General features: G+C 54.4%; 12 protein-coding genes. 8 read left to right on the top strand and 4 right to left on the bottom strand.

The window, feature by feature from the left end; genetic code table 11:
* The first annotated feature begins 669 nt into the window (after nt 1-669).
* Nucleotides 670-3,531, top strand: a complete 2,862-nt coding sequence (gene infB, locus FUA23_RS10120) for a translation initiation factor IF-2 (protein WP_147930625.1) — start codon at nt 670-672, stop codon at nt 3,529-3,531.
* 149 nt (nt 3,532-3,680) lie between these two features.
* Nucleotides 3,681-4,502: a sulfurtransferase gene (locus tag FUA23_RS10115; protein ID WP_147930624.1), complete on the top strand. Its 822-nt coding sequence runs from the start codon at nt 3,681-3,683 to the stop codon at nt 4,500-4,502.
* Nucleotides 4,503-4,524: 22 nt separating this feature from the next.
* On the opposite strand, the gene FUA23_RS10110 is transcribed toward FUA23_RS10115, so the two are convergent.
* Complete coding sequence (locus tag FUA23_RS10110; protein WP_147930623.1) at nt 4,525-6,051, bottom strand: GH3 family domain-containing protein; 1,527 nt, start codon at nt 6,049-6,051, stop codon at nt 4,525-4,527.
* 135 nt (nt 6,052-6,186) lie between these two features.
* Here FUA23_RS10110 and FUA23_RS10105 point away from each other — a divergent pair, with 135 nt between their 5' ends.
* Both FUA23_RS10105 and rsmI read left to right on the top strand, forming a co-directional pair.
* Nucleotides 6,187-6,795 carry a hypothetical protein gene (locus tag FUA23_RS10105; RefSeq protein ID WP_147930622.1) on the top strand — a complete coding sequence of 203 codons (609 nt, stop codon included), beginning with the start codon at nt 6,187-6,189 and terminating at the stop codon, nt 6,793-6,795.
* A 42-nt stretch (nt 6,796-6,837) separates the two neighbouring features.
* The gene (rsmI, locus tag FUA23_RS10100) at nt 6,838-7,503 is read left to right on the top strand and encodes a 16S rRNA (cytidine(1402)-2'-O)-methyltransferase (RefSeq protein WP_147930621.1); all 666 of its coding nucleotides are present in this window, start codon (nt 6,838-6,840) and stop codon (nt 7,501-7,503) included.
* Between the two features lie 730 nt (nt 7,504-8,233).
* Here rsmI and era read toward each other — a convergent pair.
* The gene (gene era, locus FUA23_RS10095) at nt 8,234-9,130 is read right to left on the bottom strand and encodes a GTPase Era (protein WP_147930620.1); all 897 of its coding nucleotides are present in this window, start codon (nt 9,128-9,130) and stop codon (nt 8,234-8,236) included.
* A gap of 167 nt (nt 9,131-9,297) precedes the next feature.
* Between era and tsaE the strand changes: the two genes are divergently transcribed.
* Nucleotides 9,298-9,723 (top strand): tRNA (adenosine(37)-N6)-threonylcarbamoyltransferase complex ATPase subunit type 1 TsaE, encoded by a 426-nt coding sequence (tsaE, locus tag FUA23_RS10090; RefSeq protein ID WP_147930619.1) that lies wholly within the window; start codon nt 9,298-9,300, stop codon nt 9,721-9,723.
* Between the two features lie 139 nt (nt 9,724-9,862).
* Here the strand turns inward: tsaE and sov are convergent, their stop codons facing one another.
* Nucleotides 9,863-17,530, bottom strand: a complete 7,668-nt coding sequence (gene sov / locus FUA23_RS10085) for a T9SS outer membrane translocon Sov/SprA (protein WP_147930618.1) — start codon at nt 17,528-17,530, stop codon at nt 9,863-9,865.
* Nucleotides 17,531-17,675: 145 nt separating this feature from the next.
* Complete coding sequence (gene ruvA, locus FUA23_RS10080) at nt 17,676-18,269, bottom strand: Holliday junction branch migration protein RuvA (RefSeq protein ID WP_147930617.1); 594 nt, start codon at nt 18,267-18,269, stop codon at nt 17,676-17,678.
* A 380-nt stretch (nt 18,270-18,649) separates the two neighbouring features.
* Here ruvA and FUA23_RS10075 point away from each other — a divergent pair, with 380 nt between their 5' ends.
* The 3 genes from FUA23_RS10075 (at nt 18,650) to mqnC (ending at nt 20,819) form a co-directional block, all read left to right on the top strand.
* Nucleotides 18,650-19,009 carry a DoxX family protein gene (locus FUA23_RS10075; protein WP_147930616.1) on the top strand — a complete coding sequence of 120 codons (360 nt, stop codon included), beginning with the start codon at nt 18,650-18,652 and terminating at the stop codon, nt 19,007-19,009.
* An 80-nt stretch (nt 19,010-19,089) separates the two neighbouring features.
* Nucleotides 19,090-19,515 carry an OmpA family protein gene (locus FUA23_RS10070; protein ID WP_147930615.1) on the top strand — a complete coding sequence of 142 codons (426 nt, stop codon included), beginning with the start codon at nt 19,090-19,092 and terminating at the stop codon, nt 19,513-19,515.
* A gap of 161 nt (nt 19,516-19,676) precedes the next feature.
* Entirely contained in the window at nt 19,677-20,819 is a 1,143-nt protein-coding gene (gene mqnC / locus FUA23_RS10065; RefSeq protein ID WP_147930614.1) for a cyclic dehypoxanthinyl futalosine synthase, read from the top strand.
* Nucleotides 20,820-20,898: the final 79 nt, after the last annotated feature.

Here is a 20,898-nt window from a genome sequence, read left to right as displayed (position 1 = left end):
GTGGAAGGCCCCGCGCCCGCCGCAACCACAGCACCTGCTGCTGCGGCCGAGGTTCCGCCATCCGAAGGCCCTGCTGCTGAAGCTCCCGAAACAGTACGGGATCTGGAAGCAACCGAAACCGCCATACCGGAAACCCGCGCCGAGGAAGGCGAGATGGAAAGTCCCGTTGAAGAAGCCATGGTCGATGCTGTCGAAGATGCTGCAGCTCCCGAAGAAGAATAGGCGCCAGACAGCGATCTATTTGTAAAAAACCGCATCATGATTCAGGTCATGGTGCGGTTTTATAATCTTAGTTGCCCCTAAAGTGACTAGCGAAAAAGCCTCAGGGAACCGCCACTGGGCGCGAAGCAAAGCCAGCTTATCACCCGTCAAACTCCGTTGAAATGCATGAAATGCAACCAAAAACGGTATTCGTGATGTTAAGTAATCAAGGAGGCTTCAAACATTAACAATCGCGAGGTTGTTACCTTAAGCAAGTTGATGATAGAAACTGCTGTGTGTTATGTAGCAGTATTTATCTTATCTTTGCAGCGCTTCCGAAAATTGTTTGGGAAGCCCTTCCCTTTAACGCGGTGTTGAAAAGGGGAAAAATCACGGCTATTTAGGGTTTTTCTAAATCGCCCCGCGGCAGCACTCCGCGGTTAAATATTGCCGTGCTTAAAAGATCGAATGAGTAAACGACTAATTAAAGTAGCGAACGAACTTAACGTGGCCACCTCGACTCTCGTCGAGCACCTGTCCAGTAAAGGTTTTGAAGTGGAAAACAAACCCACGGCAAAACTGACGCCGGATATGGAGAACGTAGTGCGTGAAGCGTTCGCCAAAGCGTTGCAAGACAAGAAGAAAGCGGACAAGTTAGAATTCAATACGCGTCCTACTGCCGTCCCCCCACCGCCGCCGCCCCCACCGCCACCCGCTGCCGGGCGTCCGTTGCCACCGCCACCACCTGTAGTTGGAGCCGTGCCACCACCACCTCCGCCAGCTCCCCCTAAAGTGGAAACACCGGCGGCACCTCCTGCTCCTAAACAGGAGACTCCGGCACCGACTCCTCCGCCAGCACCGGCGGAAACGCCCAAGCCTGCCCCGCCTGCTGCTAAGCCAGCGTCGGATACACACATTGAGCGTAAGAGCCCGGGCCTTAAGGTTATCGGAACCATTGATTTGGACGCCGCTAAACGAGCAGCTAAGCCAAAGAAAAAGAAGTCGAACCAGAAGCCTGCTCCGAAACCTGCGGCTAAGCAAGCCCCTGCGGCTAAAGCGCCGGCTCCCAAGCCGGCTGCGCAAACGCCTCCTCCGGCAGCGGCAAAGGCCCCAACGCCTCCCCCGGCCACTCCTGCGCCCAAAGCTCCCGAAACCATTTCCAACCGTCCTACTGTGATGCGTGCCGATGCACCCAACCTGAGAGGACTGAAGGTGATGGGCAAAATCGAGATCAAGAAGCCAGAGAAGAAAGACTCCGGCGACGGCGAACGGCGCAAGCGTAAACGCAAAAAGATTACCACCGGGCCAAGCACCGGAGGTAACAATAGTGGTGGCGGCCGTAGTCGCTCCACCGGTGGTGGCCGAGGCCGCACCGGCGGCAATAGCCGCAGCAACGAGCCCCGCGAAGTTTCCGCCAAGGAAATCGAGGATAAGATCAAAGCCACCATGGCCCGCCTCCAGGGCGGCGGCGGCAAGAAAAAACGTCAACGTCAACGTCGGGATAACCGCGAACGTATCCGTGAACGTCAGGAAGCCATCGAGGCGGAACGCACCACCGATAAGCTTCAGGTAACCGAGTTCGTCACCGCCCAGGAATTGGCGAACATGATGGACGTAGGTGTAGGTGACGTAATCATGGCCTGTATGAATGCAGGAGTGATCGTTTCCATCAACCAGCGCCTCGATGCCGAGATCATCGAACTCGTAGCTGAAGAATTTGAGCACGAGGTAGAATTCATCTCCGCGGAAGAAGACATCGAAGAAGAAGACGAGTGGGTAGATGAGCCGGATGATCTCCAAGAGCGTCCGCCTATCGTTACTGTAATGGGTCACGTAGACCACGGTAAGACATCCTTGCTCGATTACATCCGCAACGCTTCCGTAACCGAAGGCGAAGCAGGTGGTATCACACAGCACATTGGTGCTTACGAAGTAAAAACCAAAGAAGGCAAACGCGTTACCTTCCTGGATACTCCTGGTCACGAAGCCTTTACGGCGATGCGTGCCCGTGGTGCCAAAGTAACCGACATCGCCGTGATCATTATTGCAGCTGATGACGACATCATGCCGCAAACGAAGGAAGCCATCAGCCACGCTGAGGCCGCCGGCGTACCGATGATCTTTGCGATCAACAAAATTGATAAGCCGGGAGCGAATCCCGACAAGATCAAAGGAGAACTTGCCCAGATGGGTTACCCAATCGAGGCTTACGGTGGTAAGTACCAGAGTGCAGACATTTCAGCTCTCAAAGGTATCGGCATCGAAGACCTTATGGAACTTATCATGCTCGAGGCAGAAGTTCTTGAACTGAAAGCCAACCCTGACCGCCCGGCAGGAGCGACCATTGTGGAAGCATCTCTGGAGCACGGTCGTGGTTACGTTACCAAAATCATCGTCAACCACGGTACGCTCCGCATTCAGGACATCATCGTGGCCGGTGAGCACAGCGGACGTGTGAAAGCCATGTTCAACGAGCGCAACCAACGGGTGAAAGAAGTGAGACCCGGTAGCCCGACTCTCCTTCTCGGCCTCAACGGTGCACCGCAAGCCGGTGAAATGCTTAAGGTGATGCCAAGCGAACAGGAAGCCCGCCAACTGGCAGGCCGCCGCGCTCAAATCTCCCGCGAACAGGCCAACCGTGCCAGCAAGCGTATCTCTCTCGACGAGATCGGACGTCGTTTGGCGCTCGGAAACTTCAAAGAGCTTAACCTCATCGTTAAAGGTGATGTGGATGGTTCCGTAGAAGCACTCGCTGACTCCCTGATCAAGCTGAGTCAGGAAACAGTTCAGGTGAATGTTATTCACAAGGCTGTTGGTCAGATTATCGATTCCGATATCCTGCTCGCAACTGCATCCGACGCCATCATCGTTGGTTTCCAGGTTCGCCCAAGTGGTTCTGCCCGGAAACTCGCCGAGCGCGAAGGAGTGGAAATCAAGACTTACTCCATCATTTACCAGGCCATCGAAGAGATTCGCGACGCCATCGAAGGCATGCTCGAACCGACCAAGGAAGAGCGCAATGTCTGCCAGGTGGAAGTTCGTGAGACCTTTAAGATCTCTAAGATCGGTACCATTGCCGGTTGTTACGTGGAGGAAGGAAAAATTTCCCGCAACACGCTCATCCGTATCATTCGCGACGGTATCGTTGTCTTCCCGCTCAAGGAAGGCGCCGTTGGCGAACTGGCCAGCCTCAAACGCTTCAAAGACGACGTCAAGGAAGTTCGCGCAGGTATGGAATGTGGTCTTAACATCAAAGGCTTCAACGACATCAAAGAGGGTGACGTAATCGAAGGTTACGAAATCGTCGAGATTGCTCAGAAGATGAAGTAATTTTCGTCTCACGCCTTGAAAGAATCAAGCCCCGTTCGACTTCACGTCGGGCGGGGCTTTTTTAATGCCCGTCGGTAATTCCCGGCAACAGCCCATGCGGGCGACGGAGCGCAGGTGCAAAAAATGGTAAAGGAACCGTACTTTGCATCATGCATACTACCATCATTTCTGCCGAAAACGCTTTTCTCCTATCAGACGAGGCACTATTCTTTGACTGCCGGCACGAGCTGTCCGATACAGGCGCGGGCAGGACGAAATATGAAAACATGCACATCCCCGGGGCGTGGTTCTTACACCTCGACGACGACCTCTCCGGAGCGATCATTTCAGGAGAAACAGGGAGGCATCCTTTGCCGGACATGGACGCCTTTGCGGTCTTCGTCAGCCGGTTCGGGCTAAGCGAGGACACCCAAGTGGTATGTTATGATGACAAAGGTGGCGGGATAGCAGCCCGCCTCTGGTGGATGCTCCGGGTAATCGGACACAAGAACACAGCGGTACTCGATGGAGGCATCCAGGCCTGGGCGGCTGCTTACCCACTCGAAGCCGGAAACAATGAATGGCCCGCAGCAGTAGACAAGGCTGCTCCTCACCTCGCTCCTTATTCCCCGCTTTGCACCCGCGACCGCGCCCAAATTGACGTACTGCGCAATGATCAGAGTTATACTGTAATCGACTCGCGTACCGCCCCCCGCTACCGCGGCGAGGAAGAACCGATCGATCCCGTAGCCGGACACATCGAAGGCGCCATCAACCTACCCTGGCCGGAAAATCTGAAAGACGGAAAGTTGAAAAGCAAAAATGAGCTGAAGATCCGGTTTTCGGGCCTAAGGGCAGATGCCGGAAACAATGTTTTTTATTGTGGCTCCGGAGTAACCGCTTGCCATAACATTCTGGCCTATACGCACGCGTATGGAAAGCTGCCGCTGCTCTACCCCGGCAGCTGGAGTGAATGGATTACTGAGTTATAACCAGAACAACTTATGCCGGCGGTCAGCTTTTCTTGGCTCCCTTCACCAGTTCCAGCCAGCGGTCTTTGGCCGCGCCTTTGAGCACCCGCGGAATTTTGCTCTGGCCGTTTACCTGACCACTAAGGCGCTGCCATTCGTAAAAATGGCCGAGCGGTACGGTATTGACCTTTATCTGAAGCAATGTCTTCCGCTCCGATTTGTAATCATCGTTCACTTCGCCCAGCGCAGCGTCAAGAACCGGCAGGATGGTTTCGGCATCGAGTTCATCCTTGCTGCCCAGGTACCATTCATGTGCCACGTATTGGTCTTCTTTCACCGGGATGATGGTGAACTCGGGAATGCGCACATTCAGCGCGTGTTCAACGGCTACGACACCAGCATTCATGTTGTCGACGGTGAGGTGCTCCGTAACCAGGTTGATGTAATGCTTCGTACGGCCACTAATCGTGATGACTGCGTTTTCGACGTCGAGAAAACGGACCGTGTCGCCTACCATATAGCGCCAGGCACCACTGCATGAAGTCGTGAGCATTGCGTACTCTTTATCCCGCTCCACTTCACGTAGCGTGAGTGCTCTTGCGCCAGGGCGCAGGTTTCCCTCGTCGTCAAAATTCAAATCATTGAAAGGGACGAATTCGTAGAAAATGCCGTTGTCCAGCAACAGCTGCATCCCCTGCGCATCAGCCGACCGCTGAAAGGCGAACATCCCTTCACTTGCCAGATAGGTATTCATGTACTTGATCGGGTGACCGATCAGGCGGTCGAAGCTTTTCACATAGGCTTTGTAATCGGCTCCCCCACTAACGAAGAGTTCCAGGTCTGGCCATATTTCGGAGATGTGCTCAATGTTATGGATCTCAAGGATACGCTCAAGGGTAATCTGCACCCAGTGCGGGATACCGACAATGATGCCGATATTCCATTTATGAGCATTGCGGGCAATTTCTTCGACACGATCATCGAAGGCTTCGATCCGGGCGATGCGTCGTCCGGGCTTATAGAACCCCCGGGCCCATAACGGCTGCTCACGCGCGTTGATGCCGCTCAGATAGCCGAAGCGCCGGCGGCCCTGCCTGGTGAGCTGAGTAGTGCCCCCAATAGCCAGCCAGGATGCAGTATAGACATCTTCAGACAACCCGTAGTCGGGAAAAGAAGCGAACATCCTGAAAGCTCCCCGGCTGATGCTTTTCACTGTGGACTCGGTAACCGGAATGTATTTGGTATTAGCGTCGCTCGTTCCACTGCTCATGGCGAAGTACTCGGTCCCTCCCGGCCAGGTGATGTCCTGTTCACCTTCGTAAACCCGTTCCCACCATGGTTTGAACATTCCGTTGTAATCCACCAGAGGTACGCGTTGCTGAAACGCGGCGACTATATCCTCGGCTTCCAGTAGCCCCTTGAAACCGTAAGCCCTTCCGAAAGTCGTTTTACGGGCCTTTTTCAGTAGCTTCTTAAGCGTTCTTTCCTGAGCCGGCCAGGGTGCACGGCGGCGGCGGGGGAATTTATCGGCGGCCTCCAGGCCAAGTTCAATTACACGGTCTAGCAGCATAGCGATATGAGTTAAAGGTTGCTGATTGCAAGGTACGGTTACGGGCGTTACAAAGCTGCATACAGTAACTTGCAACCGAATTCAGCGAACCTGAATCGTAACAGACGGTTAAGTATAGCATAAGCTCAACACAACATGGCCAATTCCATAGTAGACACCCTTATTGACACCGTAAAGGACGCTGTAAGCAGCGGGGATACCAGTATGATTCAACAGTTCTCCGGCGGCAGCATAGATTCCGTCGAAGAGTTCATGCGTAAAACAGAACATACTGGCCCCAAGAATTACGGCCGGGGTTTTCTTGCTGGTGTCTTGGGGGGTATCGCCGGAGTGGCGGTGAAGATGGCTGTTGATCACTACGCGGCCCCAAATACCGACCAGATCGAAGATAAGGTAGCCGATAACCTGGTAGACAAAGCCGAAGAACTTACGGGAATCGATCTCGACGAAGACGGCGAAAATGCAGCAGCAGCCATCATCGAGGTCGGGATTGGCGCATTGATGGGCGGCGTTTATGGCCTGATCGTAGAAGCGATGCCCGAAGCTAAAACCGAAGCCTCCGCAGAAGACGGAGGAGGCGTATTCGCTACCGTTCAGCAACTGGCCGTTCCCGCCATGGGAGTTATGCCCGCAGCAGCAAAGGACATCGCTAAGGACAAATTTCAAAACCTGGCCGGCCACGTTGCCTTCGGGGCAACCGTCGAAATCGTCCGCCGGACCTCCCGTTATTACATGGAACAATAATAGCCGACCTTTGCCCCTCCTGTAAAAAGCAAAGCGCTCACTATGCTCTACCTTGTTCCTACTCCCATCGGTAACCGTGAAGACATCACGCAACGTTCCGTCCGGATGCTGATGGAAGCCGATTTGGTTCTGGCCGAAGACACCCGAACCAGCCGCCCCCTGATGCAACATTACGGCGTCGAAACGCCACTGCGTGCCTACCACGCCCACAACGAACACGGCATCGTACCCGGTTTGGTCGACGAACTGAAAGACGGAGCGACGTACGCCCTGATCACCGATGCCGGAACACCCGGCATCAGCGACCCCGGTTTCTTACTCGTGCGGGCATGCCGCGAAGCCGGCGTGGAAGTGAGTTGTCTGCCCGGCGCCGCAGCCTTCGTGCCGGCCCTCGCCGCAAGTGGCATCCCCTGCGATAAATTTCACTTCGAAGGCTTCCTGCCTCACAAAAAAGGCCGGCAAACCCGGCTCAAATACCTCGCCGACCTGCCCAATACCTTTGCCCTCTACGAAAGCCCGCACCGCATCGTAAAACTACTGGGCCAACTAATGGAATTCTGCGGCGAAGACCGCACCGCCTGCGTTGCCCGGGAAATTTCAAAACTTCACGAAGAAATCACCACAGCCCCGTTGCCTGAACTGAAGGCTCATTACGAAGCGAAGGGGAAAGTAAAGGGAGAAATTGTCGTGGTGGTAGCGGGGCAGTAAAGGAGTCGGGAGTTTGGAGTCGGGAGTCGCTGCCGCAAACACCACTCGCGACGCTACGATTACTCGCCTACAGGCAGTAAAAAAGTCGGGAGTACTACGAGTCGGGAGTTTGGAGTCGGGAGTCGGGAGTCGCTGCCGCAAACACCACTCGCAGCGCTACGCTTACTCGCTTACAGGCAGTAAAAAAGTCGGAAGTAATACGAGTCGGGAGTTTATAGTCGGGAGTCGGGAGTCGGGAGTCGCTGCCGCAAACACCACTCGCAGCGCTACGCTTACTCGCTTACAGGCAGTAAAAAAGTCGGAAGTACTACGAGTCGGGAGTTTATAGTCGGGAGTCGGGAGTCGCTGCCGCAAACACCACTCGCGACGCTATGCTTACTCGCCTACAGGCAGTAAAAAAGTCGGGAGTACTACGAGTTGGGAGTTGGGAGTCGGGAGTCGGGAGTTTGGAGTCGCTGCCGCAAACACCACTCGCAGCGCTACGCTTACTCGCTTACAGGCAGTAAAAAAGTCGGGAGTACTACGAGTCGGGAGTCGGGAGTCGGGAGTCGGGAGTCGCTGCCGCAAACACCACTCGCAGCGCTACGCTTACTCGCTTACAGGCAGTAAAGGAGTCGGGAGTACTACGAGTCGGGAATTTGGAGTCGGGAGTCGGGAGTCGCTGCCGCAAAAGCCGCTCGCGGTAGCGACTCCAGACTCCCGACTCCCTGACTCCCGACTCCAAACTCACTCACCGTTCGTAACCGAACCTTTTCAGCGCGTCTTCATCGTCTCGCCAGTCTTCACGGATTTTGACGTGGAGCTCCAGGAATACCTTGCGTTGTAAAAACTCTTCCATTCGCTTCCGGGCCTGGGAACCGAGCTCCTTGATGGCTTTGCCGCCTTTGCCGATAAGGATAGGCTTCTGGCTTTTGCGGGAAACGTAGATCAGGGCACTGATGCGGGCGAGTTCCTGCCCGTCCTTCGTTTCGCTGTCCTGAAAAGACTCGATGTCGACCTCTACGGAGTAGGGGATTTCCTGGTGGTACTGCTCCAGGATTTGCTCGCGGATGATTTCAGAGACGAAAAAGCGCTCCGAGCGGTCGGTCAATTGTTCGTCGGGGAAGTACTTCGGGCCTTCGGGTAGTTGCTCCTTGATGGCTTCGAGAAGTTCAGGAACTCCGTCTCCCTTCAGGGCAGAGATCATAAACACCTTCTCGGGCTTCAGCCACTTTTTAAACTGCTTATTGATTTCCTTGAGTTTCGTGGAACTCATCAGGTCAGACTTATTGAAGACCAGGTACAGCGGCACTTTATTGTGGCGCAGTTTCCCCACCAACAGGTCATCTTCGCTGTATTCCTCCTGAGGGTCGATGAGGTAGATCATGAGATCGGCATCTTCGAACGTGGTGTTCACGTAGCGATTCATCATTTCCTGCATCTTGTAGTTCGGGTCCTCGATCACACCGGGTGTATCGGAGAAAACGATCTGAAAATCCTCGCCCGTCACGATCCCGAAAATGCGATGGCGGGTCGTTTGCGGCTTAGCCGTAATGATACTCATCCGTTCGCCGATGAGGCCATTCATGAGGGTTGATTTTCCGGCGTTTGGCCGGCCGATGATGTTTACAAAACCTGATCTGTGCATTCGGCAAAGATAACGGTCTTACCGGCTTGTAGCGCTACCGCGTTTTCAATCTCCGGTTGTACCCATGCGGCAAAACAGTAATACGACATCAGCTACCGGGGCAATACGGGCGCGACCGCAGGTGCAGCGCGGGTTTCTGAAAAGGACAGCCGTTGTACCTTCGCATCATGCATTACACTACGGATGACATCCCTGCACTTGCTGCCCAACTGATCGAGAAACTGGGCCGTAACCGGACCTACGCTCTGCTGGGCGAACTGGGCGCAGGCAAAACGACGCTCGTTGCCGAGATGTGTCGTCAACTTGGCGTAACGGAGCCAACCTCCAGCCCCACCTTCAGCATCGTAAACCAGTACGAGACCACCTCCGGCCCCGTATACCATCTCGATTGTTACCGCCTCAATTCAATTCAGGAAGCACTGGACGCTGGCCTGGAAGAACTCTTCGCCGGACATGAAGACTATCCCATATTCGTAGAATGGCCAGCCGTCGTTGAAGACTTGTTACCCGACAGCACGGTGGTACTGAGGCTGAAGCATGGGGAAGATGGCTCTTCAAGAGAGATTACGACTTCTGCTGAAATCCTGCCGTAATAAGCACGACTCCAACGGTAACCATACGTGCCCGAAGGGAATCACCAGGCCCATTAACCTTTCCACTGCACCTGCGACCGCGCAAAAAAAATGCGAAGACGACCTGAGTCATCCTCGCATTTCCTTTTTGGCACAATGCCTACTGGAGCTGGAACCGGACCACCATACCTCCACTAGCCGCTGTTTGCGGGAAGCCGAGCGGGTTGAACGGTGTCGTCTTCCGGTAATCGAAGAAGGCCCGCAGACTGAGCAGGTTGTTGACCTGATATTCGACGGAAGGCGCGAGGGTAAAGACCCGGCTACCTTCTACGATCAGCCGGTCTGATGTGCTCAGGGTACTCGCGTAGGTTTTACCATCACGCAGGCTGAAATTGAACTGAACGTCCATATCACTGACGTTCAGGCGCCCTCCGGAAGAACTTCCTCCCCGTCGCTGGCCACCGCGTTGCGATTGCTCCTCCTGCTCGCGCGACGATCTTCGCTTCTTCGTCTTGCCCTGCAGGAAGCCGATCTGTACGTCGCTGAGTACAATGCCAAATCCGCCTACAACCTCCTTAGAGACCTGCTCACTCAGCAGCTTATTCACGATATTGATGCTACGGTTATCCTGGCTCTGGTAGGCGAAGTTGACCGACAAACCGTTCTGCATTTCCGCTTCAATGGAGAAGAGCGGAGCAAAAGACTTCGACTCAGTAATGTTCGGAATCTCGATCCGTGGGAAGTAATTGAGGCTTACGGTATCGTAGCCAATAAACTCCGGCTGGGTGGCCTCAGACAGCGCGTCCAGGTAGTCAAGGCTCGTGCCGTAGCTGCTGATGGAGAACGTTGACTGGAAACCATGCTGAATATTTACGCGACGGAAGATTTCGCCCAGGTTGCCGATCTTGTCCAGTCCCGTCCAGCTGAAACGCCAGTTCGGGCTTGCCTTCAGATCGAAAGGATTCAGGCTGACCGTGTTGGCGTCTTCGCCCCGGTAAGCGGCGAGGAAGGCGGGCAGCAGAACGTCCTGCTGGTTCGGGCCGTAGCCAAAGGCGTAGCCCTGTTGGGCCAGCAACGGATCCGAGTGTAGGGTATTGGGGTTATCGCCGGAGCGCCCGAGTCGCTGACTGACCACAAGGCGGTTGGCCTCGAAGGTTTCGAACAGGTCATTCAGAACCGTTGTATCCTGCTTAAACAGCGAGCTGGCTCCACCATTAGAGAAAGTCAGTGCTCCATCCCGAATCGGGATGGTATGGTTGAAGAACTGCAGCGTCGGGTCTTTTGAGAGCACCTTGAAGGTTTCGCTGTAATTTTCGGTAAAAGTCCGGTCGATGGACAGTTCCAGGCGGAAGTCTTTGAAGGGCTCGATGGTCGCCGATCCATCCCAGCGGCGGGTGTAATTCTGGATTACTTCCTGACTAAAGAGCGGGTTTACGGTCAGGTAACCGTCTTCGCCCAGTTCATTGAGGTAGTCATCTGATCCGCCCCAGTCCGATTGGGCCAGTTCTCTGATTTTAGGCTGGAAGCCTGCAACGAAGCCCCATCCCGGAGATTTGAAGCCTGCGCTCTGCCCGAAGAAATCCGGTTCCGGCAGGAAGCCGGGGATCACCGTCTCGAAATCTTCGCTGTAATTCACCCGTACGCTTCGCAGCGCGAGCAACGGACGGATGAGCGCCCGCGTAGTGGCACTTGGCCCCGATGATTTCGTTCGTTCCCTCTTTTTGGGTTCTTCTTTACTGTCCGGATCTTCGTTGCGGGTCCGTGTCCGGGTAGTTGGCCGGCGGCGTTGCGGCCGGTTGATTTGCCGGAGGAAATCGAACTGGTCGTAGAATTTTTCAAAATTCAGGTTGGCCGTAATTTGCCGGCTCTGGCTGTTCTGGATCGTATTACCCAGGGAGCTTCCTCCCGGCGTGTCTTCGCCCGTCAGGCTGAGGGGCGAAGCATTCCAGGTATAATTCGCCAGGTAGTTGGCCCTTACGTCTACGAAGTCGAGGAACGGCAGGTAGCGCAGCGGCAGCTGGTAGCTGGCGTTGAGACCGTGAGTGTACAACTTCGGTCGGCCACCGTTAAGGAGGTTTTCCCAAATACTGTCTTTTCTGATCTGATCACGCTCAGCCTCGTCAAACTGAAGCAGTCGGTTCTCGTCCGGTTCGTCTATCGTCGCGCTCATGTTGGCGTTAAACCCGAGTTTAATGCTGCGGGTCAGATCCCAGCGAACATCGTAGGTCCGGTCCCAGGTAAAGCGTTTGTTATAGAAGGTGTTGAACTCGGGGTTAACATCGGCGAAGCGGTACTTAGTAGTAGCAAAGCTTCGGTTGATCACGTTTGCGAACGTGAAACTGTTCGGCAACGGATTGATGTTGATTTCGCTGATCAGTTTCAGGTACTTGCTCTTGATCCCTTTGAAGGGTTCGATGGAGCCTCCTCGTCCGCGACTGAAGGTGTAATCCAGAGCTCCCGTATGGTCTTTAACGACCTCACTTTCGATGAATGGATCGGAACGTTCGGTTTTGGTTACTCCGTAGCTGACGCTGATGTTGGCGGGATCGAGCGGACTCGGTTTGGTTCGCCTTGTCGCCGGCGTGATGCCTACGTTATTGAGCGCCAGCGCGGAAATCTTATTGATTTCCCGCGCTTGTTCCCGCAGGGAATCCTGAATGTTCGAATCGTCGGTGGCGTTGATCTTGTCCTCCAGCTTGATGTCCAGATCGTAGGGATCGTATTCGGGCGTGCTTACCGTTTTACTGTGCTGCAGGTAAAGCGGCAACCGGACGCCCCATTTTTGGGGCAGGAATTTATCGAGGGCGAAGTTACCCGCCAGGTCATAGCCGTAAGTCGACTCCCGGTTACGCTCAGTTACATTGTCGTCGAGTGCACCGAATCCGATGCTGCTGTAGTTTGCTGCCGCGGTGATATTCCCGAGGTCGGCAAGCTGAATGTCGGCGCGGGCGATACCAGCCACGCCTCCGCGTTCGTCAAGCCCTTCCAGGCGGAGTTCGTTAATCCAGACTTCCGAGCTGATACCGTTGTTGTTCAGGTCATCCCGGTTTTTCAAACCAATCATGAACACCTTGACGTAGCCCAGGTTGGGGTTACCCTTTACCCTGATGGTATGGCGAACATTACGTATCGGGTCTGCGGCCCCGTACTCGTCCGGGTCCGTAAAGGGTTCAAACTCCTGAGAATATTCCTGGCTTAGTGGCACGTTGGTATTGTTTCGCTCCAATTTGAGATCGCGCAACAGTTCCAGCGGCAGGTTCACCTCGTTTCGTGGCTTCCAGACCTCTTCGGAATACGCGCTCCCGTTGAGGTATTGGTTCTGGGCGTTCGCATCACCAAGGCTATCCAAAATCATTTGGAGGCCACTGGTGTCCGATAGTTCCAACGGCACTTCGTATTCGTAATAGTTCTGCTCAAAGTCGGAGCCCATTCTCATAAAGAGAATCAGCTGACCGGTATCCGGCCGTTGGAACCGGCTATCGCCGAGTGCCTCGGCGTGAACAAACATGCGTAGCTTGTCGTACACCCGCAGGTCGGTATCTGTGTACTTGAAGATGGCACGGCGGGCGCCGGGCTGTAAGTTTTGCACCTTCATCGTGAGTGACTGCTCGTTCTGCAGGGTGTTCACTACACCCAGGCTCTGCTCACGCCGGATGCCGGCGGGTAGCACGTAGTTGAACGGCTGGCGGCTACTGTTTTCTTCGATGTTTACTGCGTCGATGTTGAACTCCGTGGAGCCTTCGCCACCAATAGCAGGCCCGCTTTGGAAATCGCGGGTATACCGCCGCCAGCTGTTCCGCACGAGTTCGAACTCGGCAAAGCGAAGGGTAACCGGTGCCCGGAAATCGTGCATGTACATCCGCATGAAACGGATGGAACGAAAATCCTGGATACCACCTACGGCCGTTTTCTGGTCGGAGTTCAGCGGGATGCGGAAACGATACCAGATGCGGCCATTAGCTGCTTCCAGCTGATCGGTAATAAATGGTGTTGCTTCGCGGTCGAACTCCCGGGCATCAGTCCCGCTGCGTACGAACGGGATTTCGTACTGGAAGTAACTCTCGGATTCATTCAGGGTGTTGTCCTGGTTAAGGTCTTCCGCGTCGGGGAGGTTGGTTGTACTCTCCCGAACGGAGCTACTGGAAGAACCTGTATTAGCAGCCGAGTTCCCCTCCATACCGTTCCATCCCCGGTAGCGGGTGAGGAGGTCGTCCCCTGCTGTATACCGGTCGTTGTTGAAATAGTAGAAGTTGTCGTTAGAGGGGTCAGCCTGCAGCGCCTGAAATCCACCGGCGGACAACCCTGCAAACGCATTCAGGTATTCACTAAACGTTATCTGTTCGAGCGAGTCTCCGATACAGTCCAGCCCTACATCCTGTAACTCGCGGGTTGCGGGATCATTGTCGAAGCCTAATGTGATTTGTTGCGAGACCGGCACCCGCCCCCAGACCGTTTCGTCTACCGGACGATTAGGGTTGATGGGGCCCGGGAGGCCGTTTTCAAATGCTTTCCGGCTATCCTTCAGGATATCTTCACTTACGTTACCGAGGTTGATGTATAAAGTACCCTGCTTATCCACACCGTCATCAGCCGGCAGGTTTGCGTTATTAGGATCAAGGAAGGGAGATAGCATCCAGAATTCGATAAATTCGATGTTCGAACTCTGGAAGTCTGGTGTGCGCATCTCGCGCATGATTCCGCCCCAGCGCGTTTCAGGATCAACGAGTTTGACCGGAGAGATAGGATCGTTCTCCAGAAAAGCACCAGAAGTAAAACCAGGGTAGCCGGCAGGAGTATCGAAGTTGTACTGACCCCGGATGTTCGGGCTGTAGGACATATCGAAGGTAAAGAACTGGGTCTGTGCCCGCTGGCTGAGTGGGATGTCCAGGTTAGGAAATACCTCCTGCTGCGGAACGGCGCTTGTGTAAACGTTTTCGTCTGCACCTTCTACTCCCGTCCTCGAGTTAGGCTCCAAACGGTACCAGTTCAGAAGGGCCCGGTTGGCTCCCGTAACGAGGCCTTCCTGTTGGGCTTCGGGGAAGAGCGGGTTGTTGTTGCCCGCATCATTCTGAGGCACCGAGGCGAGGTACCAAGACTGTACCGGGGTTTTCAGGTCAATCGGGCTTGCTGTTCCTTCAAAATCATCCAGGTAAACGATACCTTCTTTTTCTCCCTGCGCTTTGTTGATCGCCTTACTGTGGCCTGGTCTGAGCCAGGCCGTTTCGGCCGTTAGGCTGATGTTACTCGGTGCGCTCGTGCTGAACAAGGGCAGTTTATCCACCATACGGGTAAGCCAGCCGGACTCGGTCTGGAAGGTCGCGTCAAAGCCGTAAATTTTGTTGTTGATCGGGTCTTCACCGATGTTTACTTTCTGGGTAAACGGCCGTTCGAAGAGCTGCATGAACGTACCACCAAGACTGAGTTTATCGCTGACTTCGTAGTCGGCCCGTAAACCAAGCATCGTTTTGGTCTGGAGGCTAAAGACGGTGTTGTCCTCAAAGGAAACATTGATCGGTACGCCGGAGCTGAGAATTGCATCGTTGAGAATCCGTACGCGGCCTGTGCTGTAGTCGACCGAGTAATCCCGCCCTTCTTCCAGCAAGGCTCCACCAGCTGTTACCCGAACCGAGCCTGCGGGGATATTGAAGGCACCGAGGCTGATCTCCGACTGAACCGAAGATTTGTAGGAACCACGAATCGCAAAACGGTTCTTTTCCGGGAATTCCTGTGCCTGGAAAATTGTGGAGTCGTAAAGCTCCTGGTAAACGAATTGGTCACGGTCCTCAGGGTCGAGGAGTTCAGCGAGGTCGGAACCGAAGGGTTCCAGAACAGGGAAATAAATGCGGCCCGTTGTCGGGTTGATCGTGATACCGGGAACAAAATCGAAGACCCCATCCGGAACAGGGTCAAGCTGAGTGTTCAACCGGTCGAGGTTGAAGGCACGGATGAGGGGCAGACCGGGGATTCCATCGACCGGAACGGGGAGGAAGCGCTTAAAGCCCTCGCCCGGATCTTCGTACTGGATGTCGAGCCGGAAATCTTCCTGATTCACCTGATAGGCTCCGAGGGAGTAAACGTTTTTCATCATCAGGTCCCAGGTAGGAAGGCCTACGCGCTGGGTTGATGACTTCAGCATTTTGGTAAAAAGCACCTGGTTCGCAAAGGCACTGGTGTCTTCCTGAGAGCTGGTAGTATTGCTCAGAGTACCGTTGTTGGAGTTGTCGGTATTTACGGAGAGCTCACCTACTTTGAAGATGTTGCCGTTGTATTTATACCGGTAAGAAACTGCGACTACCTGATCTGGCTGAACATTGATATTGAGGGAGATAAAACCAAGCTCTGGGTGCACGGTGTATTCCCGGGCGGTCAGTTTACGCGCCGAGACCTTCTCGAAGTCACGGATCGGTTCCAGGCCGAAACGGGCAGACTGAAGGGTGGAAACCGCGCGATCGATGTCGCGCACCTGATCTCCGGCATTGACCAGTTTGCTGTAAAGGTCGTTGGCTCCGTTGTCTGGCAACGAAACGTCGCTGGGGCAAAGTTGCTCGTATTCGGGAGACCCAAAAGGACGAACGGCATCCGGGTTAGTAAGAAAGTCTGCGTCTGGTTCAGCAAGGTCGGCGAAGGCGACGATGTCCCGCACGTCGAGTACATCGTTACGATCGTTAGTGATCCATACTTCAATATTTTCAGCATGGAAGAGTGAGTTGATCTGGGGCAGGTTAGACAGGGCTTCTTCGTACACATTACGGTTGAAGTGGCTCAGGAAGAAGTGACGGTTCTCGTCGTAGCTGTCGGCGTACACCTCATATTCGGCGAGTTGTGCGCCTCCTTCGATGGTAAGCTTTTCGCGTTGGCTCCTTTGCTGACTCGCGATGGCAGTAAGTTTCAGGTGACCAAACTGAAGTTCTGTCTTGAGCCCGAAGAGCGACTGTGCGCCCTCGATCAGGGAACCACGCAGCGGCAGGCTCACATCACCCGCTTCGATCTTGCGCAGGATGTCGTCTTCGCTGAAAGCTTCGGAGTTATAATCGAGTTTGATCTGGTTGTCGAAATTGAAGGTCGCTCCGGTATTGTAGTTGGTGTTAAGCTTCAGCTTATCGCCGATCTGGCCGGTCACGTTCATCTGGATGTCCATGTCGAAATCGAAGATCGTATTCTTCCGGAAACGTTCTACGATAAAGGGGTTGTCCTGAAACTGGTAATTGACCCCGAAGCTCAGGTCTACCCCACCCTTCGGCTGGATGTCGATTTCAGTACCACCGAAAAGATTATTTATCAGGTCGGGATCGAGTTCGATTTCATCGAGTGGGTCGGTGGCGGTAACGGAAGCATCTCCGAGGCCAACGCCTCCGAGAGAGCGGAAGTAATCCTGCTTGTCTTTTTCTTCGCGGTACTTGAAGTATTCCTCGAAGGTGAGGGTTGTAGGCGGACGAAAATCGAGGTTACCGATCTTTTCCCGTACGATGTAGTTGCCGGTGGCGGGATCGTACTCTACGGTACGGGTTACGTTGGCGGGGTCACGCAGGTCGACCGGGTTACGGTTGGGATCGGTGATGAAGTCCCGGTCACGGTCCTGAATCGGAGGGATGGTATCCGCGGCTCCTCCCAAGGGGAATAAGGTCGTTGCCAAACCTGCAGGGTCTATGTACCCGGGCAGGTTTTCACTTTTCACCTTGTCCGGCAGCGGCTGGTAGGTAATTTTCTTGAAAAGCTGTATTACGGCGTCCTCCTCTTCCTTATCGAAGCCAGTAAAGAGGGGAGCATAAGCGAAGTTAAGCGAGCTGATGGCGAAACAACAAAGTAGGAAAAGTAGCGTCTTATTCATATATCAATCCTTACCAAAGACCCGGGGAAATTGCGGGCAGTCCATCGGAAACGAAAACAGTTAGGCATAAGCGTGTTCCGAGGATCAATTTTAAGATTAGGGAGGCCGGTTCGTTCCGGCAAATCACAATGCAAAATGTGCAAGCTTAGGAAGACAATTCCCGCAGAGCGAGTTTTATTATATCCTCCGAAGTCCCGATGTCCGGTTTTGCAGCAAACACCCGATTCAGAGCACGCTGTACAGCCGGACGACCGAAACCAAGGTTTACCAGAGCAGATAACGCCTCGGCACGTTGGGTATTGCTTTGGGGAGAGAGCATTGTCGGAGTATCGAAACTTTCCTTCATCATCTTGTCTTTCAGGTCCAGAATGATGCGCTGCGCCGTTTTGGGGCCGATGCCTTTTACCTTGCGGATACTGCTCACGTCCTCACCGATTACGGAACTACGGAACTCGTCCGGATTCATGCTAGAAAGCACCACCAGGGCCGTGCTCGGGCCAACCCCGTTCACCCCAATCAACAGACGAAAAAGGCTCCGCTCCGTCTCGTCGTAAAAGCCATAAAGCGTCTGCTGGTCTTCCTTTACGTGAAAGTGCGTCAGCAGCTTTGCTTTTTCTGCTTTTTCAATTTTAGTGTAAGTGTAGAGACTAATGTTGATGTGGTAGCCAAGACCGCCGGCCTCGATCACCACAAAACTGGGCGTCTTATGTGCGATGGGGCCATTTACGTAGGTGATCATAGGGAAAAGGGATGCGTTTGGTTTGGGCGCGCAAAGGTAAGGGTTAATCCGCTGTTAATTAGCAACTAGTGCTCTGTCAATGTTTAATTTCCAGGTTGGGTGCTGGTAGATTTTGGTGACTGACAAGGCGCTCAAACCGGAGCTTAGCCGTAGCTAAGTGAGGATTTGAGTAACGAAGTCAGCCGCCAAAAGACACCGCAGCTAACCCGGAAATATGAGCTTGACAGAGCACTAGCATCAGGTGAGCAGTTTACGGTGTGCTCCCCTTCCTCTGCCCAAGCGGATTCGGCCTGCGCCCGTATGTCCAGAACAGACAAGTTCCGTCCATAGCGGTGTCTTCCCAACCGGGGCTTACCTATACTTGCAGAAAAGAATACGAAATGAAATCAGACAAAATCATTTACTGGGTTGCTACGGGTCTGACCTGCCTGATCTTCACCTTTTCTGCGGGGATGTACATCCTCAACTACGAGATGATTTCCGGCTTTTTCCCGGAGCTGGGCTTCCCCACATGGCTGGTGGCTCCGCTGGCCGCCGCGAAACTCCTCGGCGTGGCAGCGATCCTTACCCGTAAGGTCAGGGTGCTGACCGAGTGGGCCTACGCCGGCTTCTTCTTCGACGCAGTACTGGCCCAGGCGGCGCACGTCGACCACGGAGACGGGTGGCTGCAACTCTCTTTGCTGGCCATCATCGTCACTTTGGTATCCCGCATTTATTACGGCAAAGTGTTCGGTGCTTAGGCGGGGCCGCAGGTGCAGGGTGCGTTTCCCGGGAGACCGAGTTGGAGACTATTCGTAAATTACAGCTAAAGCCCCCACCCATGCGCTTCTACCTGTTCCTGATAACCTTGCTCTGCACCTGCGTCAGCGCCCAAAGTCAACCGCTGGCCTCCCCTGCCGACCAGGACCACATCCACAGTATTTTTTTCGGCGGCGGCAGCTACTACATCGTCCCCGAAGAAGGCGCCCGCCTGAAACAATTCCTCGACGAGATCCCCAACCTCGAAGCCTACGAAATCGAAATTCAGGGCCATACCGACGACATCGGCAACCGCGAGTACAACCTCCGCCTGTCCGATTTTCGTGCCCGCACCGTCCGCGACCGCCTCATCGCCTACCCGTTGCCGCCAGAAATGATGCGCATGCTCCCCCTCGGAGAAGACGAACCGAGTTTCGACAACAAAACCTGGGAAGGAAAACTCAGTAACCGGCGGGTAGACGTGATCCTGAAGCGAATCGTTTTCTGACGGTGGAGGAATTTTACTCCGATTGCCCCAAAAACAAGACGAGATAAAAACGGCCGGTTGGCCCGTCAGACTCCCTTCCACCAGGCAAACTTTCAATAAAAAATGAAAGTTCCCACAACCTACTTCCGTAAAGCTTGTTGAATTAGCCACAACTCAACCTTATGATCTCCGCTGACCTCCTCGAACGCGCCCTCAACAAAGAATGGCTTACCGCCGAAGAAGGCGTTTTCCTGCTCGAAAACGCAGATACTGCCGACCTGATGTACGTCGCCAACCAGCTGCGCTTCGAAGCTGTGCCCAGGAAAGATGTAACCTGGATCATCGACCGGAACTCCAACACGACCAACGTCTGTATTGCAAACTGTAAGTTTTGCAATTTCTACCGTCGGCCCGGCCACGAGGAAGCATACATTACTACCATCGAGGAGTACAAGACCAAGATCGAAGAGACTTTCGCCTTCGGCGGAGAGCAGCTCCTCCTGCAGGGTGGCCACCACCCCGATATGGGCCTCGATTACTACTGCAAGCTCTTCAGCGAGCTGAAGGAACTTTACCCCAACCTGAAGCTCCACGCCCTCGGCCCGCCCGAGATCGCTCACGTAGCTAAGCTCGAAAAGATGAGCCACTACGACGTGCTCAAAGCCCTGAAGGAAGCCGGGCTCGACAGCCTCCCCGGTGCCGGAGCCGAGATCCTCAGCGACCGCGTTCGCCGTCTTATCTCCAAAGGAAAGTGCGGAGGCGAAGAATGGCTCGACGTGATGCGCGCAGCGCATCAGTTAGACATCACCACCTCCGCCACCATGATGTTTGGCCACATCGAAACCAACTGGGAGCGTATGGATCACCTCGTGCGGATGCGGCAGGTACAGTCTGAAAAGCCAGCTCACGCCAAAGGCTTCCTCGCCTTCATCCCCTGGCCGTTTATGGACGAAGACACCATCCTCAAAAAAATCAAACGTGCCCGCAACACCGTTACCGGAGACGAATACATCCGAATGATCGCACTAAGCCGCATCATGCTCCCCAACGTAACCAACATCCAGGCCAGCTGGCTTACGGTGGGCAAAGAAGTCGCCCAGCTCTGTCTCCACGCCGGGGCCAACGACTTCGGCTCCATCATGATCGAGGAGAACGTAGTTTCTGCCGCCGGAGCACGCTGGCGCTTCACCGCCGATGGCATCCAGGAAGCCATCGCCGAGGCCGGTTTCCGGCCGCAGCTACGGACGCAGCAGTACGAATACCGGGACCTGCCGGTACACATGAAGCAGCAGGAACTCGTGGGCGAAGGGATGATTGTGGACTGACCCTGAAACCGTTATCTCCGTCAAGTGCATTCAACGAGATTTCGCTTTTACTGGTCGAGAACTCATCCTGTTTCATCGA

This window comes from Neolewinella aurantiaca, from assembly GCF_008014675.1.
Lineage (GTDB): Bacteria > Bacteroidota > Bacteroidia > Chitinophagales > Saprospiraceae > Neolewinella > Neolewinella aurantiaca.
The sequence above is the reverse complement of the archived record's forward strand: the minus strand, read 5'-3'. Positions and strand labels throughout refer to the sequence as shown.

Coding starts and splice junctions, on each gene's coding strand:
- infB (WP_147930625.1), top strand. CDS start 670: ATGAGTAAACGACTAATTAAAGTAGCGAACGAACTTAACGTGGCCACC.
- FUA23_RS10115 (WP_147930624.1), top strand. CDS start 3,681: ATGCATACTACCATCATTTCTGCCGAAAACGCTTTTCTCCTATCAGAC.
- FUA23_RS10110 (WP_147930623.1), bottom strand. CDS start 6,051: ATGCTGCTAGACCGTGTAATTGAACTTGGCCTGGAGGCCGCCGATAAA.
- FUA23_RS10105 (WP_147930622.1), top strand. CDS start 6,187: ATGGCCAATTCCATAGTAGACACCCTTATTGACACCGTAAAGGACGCT.
- rsmI (WP_147930621.1), top strand. CDS start 6,838: ATGCTCTACCTTGTTCCTACTCCCATCGGTAACCGTGAAGACATCACG.
- era (WP_147930620.1), bottom strand. CDS start 9,130: ATGCACAGATCAGGTTTTGTAAACATCATCGGCCGGCCAAACGCCGGA.
- tsaE (WP_147930619.1), top strand. CDS start 9,298: ATGCATTACACTACGGATGACATCCCTGCACTTGCTGCCCAACTGATC.
- sov (WP_147930618.1), bottom strand. CDS start 17,530: ATGAATAAGACGCTACTTTTCCTACTTTGTTGTTTCGCCATCAGCTCG.
- ruvA (WP_147930617.1), bottom strand. CDS start 18,269: ATGATCACCTACGTAAATGGCCCCATCGCACATAAGACGCCCAGTTTT.
- FUA23_RS10075 (WP_147930616.1), top strand. CDS start 18,650: ATGAAATCAGACAAAATCATTTACTGGGTTGCTACGGGTCTGACCTGC.
- FUA23_RS10070 (WP_147930615.1), top strand. CDS start 19,090: ATGCGCTTCTACCTGTTCCTGATAACCTTGCTCTGCACCTGCGTCAGC.
- mqnC (WP_147930614.1), top strand. CDS start 19,677: ATGATCTCCGCTGACCTCCTCGAACGCGCCCTCAACAAAGAATGGCTT.